Annotated in this window: 4 protein-coding genes; 1 reads left to right on the top strand and 3 read right to left on the bottom strand. The window is 73.8% G+C overall.

From position 1 onward, the window contains the following. Positions 1-191 precede the first annotated feature (191 nt). Complete coding sequence (locus ACWGKU_RS40130; protein ID WP_452180999.1) at positions 192-2,762, top strand: CDP-glycerol glycerophosphotransferase family protein; 2,571 nt, start codon at positions 192-194, stop codon at positions 2,760-2,762. On the opposite strand, the gene ACWGKU_RS40125 is transcribed toward ACWGKU_RS40130, so the two are convergent. The 3 genes from ACWGKU_RS40125 to ACWGKU_RS40115 form a co-directional block, all read right to left on the bottom strand. After that, complete coding sequence (locus ACWGKU_RS40125) at positions 2,747-3,301, bottom strand: 2'-5' RNA ligase family protein (protein WP_380542974.1); 555 nt, start codon at positions 3,299-3,301, stop codon at positions 2,747-2,749. The genes ACWGKU_RS40130 and ACWGKU_RS40125 overlap by 16 nt on opposite strands. Continuing rightward, positions 3,298-4,293 carry a tryptophan--tRNA ligase gene (trpS, locus tag ACWGKU_RS40120; protein ID WP_401043748.1) on the bottom strand — a complete coding sequence of 332 codons (996 nt, stop codon included), beginning with the start codon at positions 4,291-4,293 and terminating at the stop codon, positions 3,298-3,300. The genes ACWGKU_RS40125 and trpS overlap by 4 nt, the downstream gene beginning before the upstream one ends. Positions 4,294-4,368: 75 nt before the next feature. Beyond that, positions 4,369-5,694 carry a hemolysin family protein gene (locus ACWGKU_RS40115; RefSeq protein WP_452180998.1) on the bottom strand — a complete coding sequence of 442 codons (1,326 nt, stop codon included), beginning with the start codon at positions 5,692-5,694 and terminating at the stop codon, positions 4,369-4,371. Between the last annotated feature and the right edge of the window lie 31 nt (positions 5,695-5,725).

The following is a 5,725-nucleotide window of genomic DNA, read 5'->3' as shown; positions in this document are numbered from 1 at the left end:
GTCCGGGCACCTGTGCGTCCGGGCGGAAGGGACCGAAAAGGGCCCGGCGGAAAGGACCGGAACACCGGATCCGCATTCGAACCGGCGTTCCCGGAAATGCATTCCCCGGGGCATTCGAAAAAGCGTGCAATTGACCCCGGCGCCATTTCTGGATGGGATGTTGACTTCCCTTCCGAAGGGCTCCCACCGCCATGCCTGTGCTCACGCGGCTGGTCCTGCCGCACGCCGCCCCCCGGGTGACCGCCGGCCGCCCCGCCGAGGACGAGGACGTCGTCTTCGGGCTGCTGCGCGCCCACTGGCACGGCCGCGGCCTGGAGCTCACCGGCTTCGCCCGCCCGAAGGGCCAGGACACCGCCCGCCCCGGCTCCGCCTGGACCTGGCTGACCCTGCGCCACCAGAACCGGTCCCAGCCGCCGCTGCACCTGCGCTCCCGCCCCCGCCGGATGCCCGAGGTCACCGACGACAGCGCCCAGCCCGAGCACAACCACGACTGGTCCGGCTTCACCGCGCTGATAGCACCCGGCCGGCTGCGCCGCGGGGACCACTGGCTGCTCGGCGACTGGCGGATCGAGGCCACGCTCTTCACCCGCCCCCGCCCCGCCCGGGTGCGCCGCCGGTACGGCGCCCTCGCCCCGCACTGGTGCGGCTCCGGCGAGTACCCGCCGGCCCACTGGGTGGACGACGGCGTCCGGCTCCAGCCGTTCTTCGCCGACGGCCGGCTGCGGCTGCGGCTGGAGCGCCCGGCCGTCCGGATCACCCGCGCCGCCCCCGCCCCCGACGGCCTGGACCTGGGCGGGGTCGCCGACGCCTGCCCCTCCGGCACCGTGCTGCGGCTGCGCCACCGGGAGAGCGACGCGGTGGTCGAGCAGCCGCTCGCCCGCACCGGCAACACCTTCACCGTCCGGGTGCCGTACCGGCCGTTCACTGCCGACGGGCGGGGCAGCGGCAGGCTGGAACACTGGGACGCCGAACTGCTGCGCCCCGACGGCGGCACCGAACAGCTCTGCCTCGACGAGCGCGGCGGCCCGGTGGCCGGCCAGCACCCGCTGCCCGGTGTCCCGGACCGGGTGCTCTACCTCAAGCACCTCGCCGACGGCCGGCTCCAGCTCTGCGTCCAGCCCGCGGCCGGCCTGGTCGACCGGATCGCCGTACGGGACGGCGGCTTCGAACTGTCCGGCCGCTGCCCGGACCCGGCCGCGGACCGGCTGCAGCTGGTGCTGCGGCACGCCGGCTCCGCGAGCGAGGTCCGCACCCCGGTCGCCACCGGCCCGGACGGCCGCTTCCGGGTCCGGGTGCCCGCCGCCCGGACCGGCTCGGACGGCGTCGCGCTGCCGCTGCGCAAGGGCGTCTGGGAGGCCGCCCTGGAGCCGGTCGCCCGCCCCGGGGACGCCCGGCCGCTGCTCGCCGCCCCCGCCGCGCTGTCCGCCGTCCCCGCCGCCACCACCGCCGGCGGCAAGCGGGTCCTGCTGCAGCGCCGGTGGCACGACACCCTGGTGGTGGACTCCACGCCGGTGCTCACCGCCGCCGAGCGCAGCGCCTGGACGCAGCGCCGGCTGCGCACCGAGCGCTACCCGGCCGCCCGCCGCGCGCCACTGCGCGAGGCGGTGCTGTACGACGTGTTCGGCGGCCGCGGCTATGCCGACTCCCCACGCGCGGTGCACACCGAACTCGTGCGCCGCAACGCCCGGTTGGAGCACCTGTGGGTGGTCGACGACGCCCAGGCCGTGGTGCCGCCCGGGATCGTCCCGGTGCGCAGCTGGAGCCCGGAGTGGTACCGCGCGCTGGCCACCTGCCGGTACCTGGTCGGCAACACCCACTTCCCGGACTTCCTGGAGCGCCGTCCCGGCCAGGTCATCGTGCAGACCTGGCACGGCTCCCTGCTGAAGCGGATCGCCCACGACGTCGAGAGCCCCTGGCTGGCCGACCGCGGCTACCTGGCGGCGCTCGACCGGGAGACGCCGCAGTGGAGCCTGCTGCTCTCCCCCAGCCCGTTCGCCACCCCGATCCTGCGGCGCGCCTTCCGCTACGCCGGCGAGCTGCTGGAGTCCGGGTACCCGCGCAACGACGTGCTCGCCCGACCGGACCCGCGGACCGTCGCCGCCGTCCGCCGCCGGCTCGGCGTTCCCGAGGGCCGGCGGATCGTGCTGTACGCACCGACCTGGCGCGAGGACCAGCAGCGCGGCGACGGCGAGGGCTTCCGGCTCGACCTGCGGCTGGACCTCGACCACGCCCGGCGCCTGCTCGGGCCGGACCACGTGCTGCTGGTCCGCCCGCACGCGCACGTGCGCGAACCGCTGCCCGGCGCCGGCGACGGCTTCCTGTACGACTGCGGGGACTACCCCGACCCGCAGGAACTGCTGCTGGTCGCGGACGTCCTGGTGACCGACTACTCGTCGATCATGTTCGACTTCGCCATCACCGGCCGTCCGATGTACTTCTTCACCTACGACCTGGAGCACTACCGCGACACCCTGCGCGGCTTCTCCTTCGACTTCGAGGCGAACGCCCCCGGCCCGCTGGTGCCGACCTCGGCCGAACTGCTCGGCGCGCTGCGCGGACTCGCCGACGGCGACGGCGGACCGCCGCCCGACTACGCCGAGCGCTACCGGCGCTTCCGGGCCGAGCACTGCGCCCTGGACGACGGCCGCGCGGCCCGCCGGGTGGTCGACCGGATGCTCGAACTCGGCGGCCGGGGAGGCCGGGCGGCGGGGCTAGGCTGCGCGGCGGGGCCAGGAGACGCCCCGGTTCACCCGAACGGGTAGCTCCGCCAGGGCCGCCAGACCTCGTCCGCGCCGAACCGGGAGAGGCCGAAGCCCTCCACCGGGAAGTCCGCCCGGAAGTCGCGCGCCTGCTCGTACGCCTGGTCCAGCACGTCGTCCGACAGTCCGTGGGCGACCGTCACGTGCGGGTGGTACGGGAAGGCCAGCTCGCGGGCCAGCGGGCCGGAGCGGATGTCCGCCTCCAGCAGCCGGCACTCCTGGGCGCCCTCCTCGACCCGGACGTACACCACCGGGGAGACCGGGCGGAAGGTCCCGCTGCCGTGCAGCAGCATCCGGAACGGGCGGTGCGCGGCCGCCACCGCCGCCAGGTGCTCCTCGATCTTCGGCAGCGCCTCGGCGGGCACCTCGGTCGGCGGCAGCAGGGTGACGTGGGTGGGTATCGACCGGGCCAGCGGATCGCCGTGCCCGGCCCGGGCGTCCTGGACCGCCGTGCCGTACGGGTCCGGGACGCTCACGGACACGCCGATGGTGACGACCTCGGGGAGGTCGCCACCACCGGGCAGGTGCGTGAGGGGAGTCACCGCTTGGCGGCCGGAAGGAAGCCGATCCGGTCGTACACCGTCTCCAGCGTCACCGACGCCACCGCGCGCGCCTTCTCGGCGCCGATCGCCAGCACCCGGTCCAGCTCCGCCGGGTCGTCCAGGAACACCCGGGTGCGCTCCTGGAAGGGGGTGACCCACTCGGTGAACAGCTCGGCCAGCTCGGTCTTCAGGGCGCCGTACATCTTGCCCTCGAAGTGCTCGACCAGCTGGTCCACCGACCGGCCGCTGAGCGCGGAGTGGATGCGCAGCAGGTTGGAGACGCCCGGCTTCTCCTCCTCGTCGTAGGAGACGACGGTGCCGGTGTCAGTGACGGCGCTCTTGAACTTCTTGGCGCTGACCTTCGACTCGTCCAGCAGGCTGACCAGGCCCTTGGCCGAGGAGGCCGACTTGCTCATCTTGATGCCCGGGTCCTGGAGGTCCATGATCTTCGCCGTCTCCTTGAGGATGTACGGCTTCGGGATCGTGAACGTGGGGGCGTAGCGCGAGTTGAACCGCTCGGCGATGTCGCGGGTGATCTCCACGTGCTGGCGCTGGTCCTCGCCGACCGGGACGGCGTCCGCCTGGTAGAGCAGGATGTCCGCGATCTGGAGGATCGGGTAGGTGAACAGGCCGACCGTGGTGCCCTCGGAGCCGTACCGGGAGGACTTGTCCTTGAACTGGGTCATCCGCGAGGCCTCGCCGAAGCCGGTGAGGCAGTTCATCACCCAGGCGAGCTGGGCGTGCTCGGGCACGTGCGACTGGACGAAGAGCGTGCAGTGGTCCGGGTCCAGGCCCGCGCCGAGCAGCTGGGCGGCGGAGATCCGGGTGTTCTCGCGCAGCGTCGCCGGGTCCTGCGGCACCGTGATCGCGTGCAGGTCGACGACCATGTAGAAGGCGTCGTTCTCCTTCTGCAGGTCGACCCACTGGCGCACCGCGCCCAGGTAGTTGCCGAGGTGGAACGAGCCGGAAGTGGGCTGGATGCCGGAGAGCACCCGGGGACGGTCCTTGGCCGGACCGGTGACCGCTGCGTTGACCATGCGCGCCATTGTTCCAGTTCCACCGCTCGCTCAGGAAACCTCCGCCCCCGGAGGTTCGGCCAGTGTGACCGCACTCACCCCGACCCGGGCGATCCGCCGGCCCTCGACCTTGGCCACCGTCAGCAGCACCCCGCCGCCGCCCGCGACCGGAACGCGCACCTGGTCGCCGTCCCGGGGCAGCCGGCCGAGCGCGGCGACCAGGCAGCCCGCCACCGTCTCGTACGGACCCTCGGGCAGGGTGACGCCGGTCTCCTCGGCGAAGTCGCCGAGGTTGAGCAGGCCGTCCAGCTCGACGCCGCCGCCGGCCAGCCGGCGGGTGGGGGCGGCCTCCGGGCGGTCGTACTCGTCCCGGATCTCGCCGATCACCTCCTCGACCAGGTCCTCCAGGGTGACGATCCCGGCGGTGCCGCCGTACTCGTCCACCACGATGGCCAGGTGGTGGCCCTCCCGGCGCATCTCGCCCATCGCCTCCAGCACCAGCTTGGTGCCGGGCAGCAGCTTGACCGGGCGGGCCAGGTCGCGGACCTTGACGGCCTGCTCGCCGCGCGCGCCGTACAGGTCGCGGACGTGGACGAAGCCGACCACCGCGTCGGCGCTGCCCTCGACCACCGGGTAGCGCGAGTGCGGGGAGGTGTCGGCCTGGTGCCGCACGGCGGCCAGCGGGCGCTCGGCGTCGAGGAAGGTCACCTCGGTGCGCGGGACCATCACCTCGCGCAGCTGACGCTCTCCGGCGGAGAACACATCGGCGATCAACGCCCGTTCGTCGCTTCCGAGTTCGGTGTTGGCGGCGACCAGGCCGCGCAGTTCCTCGGAGCTCATCGAGCCGCGGCCCGCCGCCGGGTCGCCGCCGAGCAACCGGACCATCAGGTTGGTGGAGTGGCCGAGCAGCCAGATCACCGGCCGCAGCACCACCGACATCACGTCCACCACCGGGGCGGCGATGACCGAGATGGACGCGGCGCGCTGCAGGCCGATCCGCTTGGGGGTCAGCTCGCCCAGCACCAGCGAGGCGTAGCTGATCACCAGGGTGAGGCCGACCAGGGCCACCGCGTCGGCCACGCCCGCGGACAGCCCGGCCCGGACGAACAGCGGTGCGACCTTGCCGGACAGGGTGTCCGCGCCGAAGGCGGCCGACAGGAAGCCCATGCAGGTCACCCCGACCTGGACGGCGGCCAGGAAGCGGTTGGGGTCGGCCGCCAGGTGCGCGGCACGCGCCGCGCGCCGCGTGCCGAGCCCCTCCAGCGTCCGGATCTGGCCCTCGCGCAGCGAGATCAGCGAGATCTCGGCGACGTTGAACAACCCGCCCAGCAGGATGAAGACGAGGACGAGCGCGGCGTCCCCGAGTGTTTCGTTCACAGCGGGCCAGTGTAGGACCGCCGCTGCCGCG

The organism is Kitasatospora sp. NPDC054768, from assembly GCF_053612025.1.
This window is presented reverse-complemented; position numbering and strand designations above follow the sequence as displayed.